The organism is Agrobacterium sp. ES01, assembly GCF_050320885.1.
Classification (GTDB): domain Bacteria; phylum Pseudomonadota; class Alphaproteobacteria; order Rhizobiales; family Rhizobiaceae; genus Allorhizobium.
This window is the reverse complement of sequence record NZ_JBNQTH010000020.1, coordinates 1-805: the sequence shown is the minus strand read 5'-3', so window position 1 is coordinate 805 and position 805 is coordinate 1. Positions and strand designations below refer to the sequence as shown.

General features: G+C 59.8%; 1 protein-coding gene. It reads right to left on the bottom strand.

Translation table 11 applies throughout. The features are described 5' to 3' along the window. Positions 1 to 805, bottom strand: an 805-nt coding sequence (locus ACQQ2Q_RS22540; RefSeq protein WP_428189338.1) for an IS3 family transposase, incomplete at both ends; no start/stop codon positions are given.

Genomic DNA, 805 nt, shown 5'->3' with positions numbered 1-805 from the left:
GGTTGCGGTGCGGAGCCATTCCGGCTGCGTAGCACTGCATCACGTCTCGGGTTGATGGTCTGGGCGAACTCGGCAGGCGTCAGCCAGCCGAGGCCGGAATGCGGTCGATGGTCGTTGTAATCCATACGCCAGTCTGAAAGGGCTGATCGCGCTTGAGGCAGCGATGAGAAGAGCGTCTCGTTCAATAGCTCGTCGCGCAGTCGACCATTGAAGCTTTCGATGAATGCGTTCTGGATCGGCTTGCCTGGGGCAATGTAATGCCAATCCACGTTGCTTCGGTCCGTCCATTGCAGGATGGCGTTGCTGGTGAACTCGCTACCGTTGTCGCTGACGATCATCCTGGGCTTGCCCCGTTCTTCTATGATCCTATCCAGCTCACGGGCGACCCGTAGACCGGAGAGCGAAGTATCGGCGAGGAGAGCCAGGCATTCTCTGGTGCAATCGTCCACGACAGTTAGAATCCGGAACCTGCGGCCGTCGGTGAGTTGATCCGAGACGAAGTCCAGGGACCAGCGATCGTTGGCAGCCATCGGGATCAGCATCGGCGCTCGGGTACCCAAGGCTCGCTTCCGGCCGCCGCGCTTGCGCACGGTCAGCTTCTCCTCCCGATAGAGCCGGAAGAGCTTCTTGTGGTTCACAACGTGTCCCTCGCGTCTGAGCAGCACATGAATGCGTCGATAGCCAAAACGGCGGCGTTCATGCGCCAACGCCTTCATGCGCTCGCGGAGGCCATGATCATCGTTGCGTCTGGTCTCATAACGGATCGTCATTCGGCAGAAGCCGATGGCTTTACACGCCCGCCGTT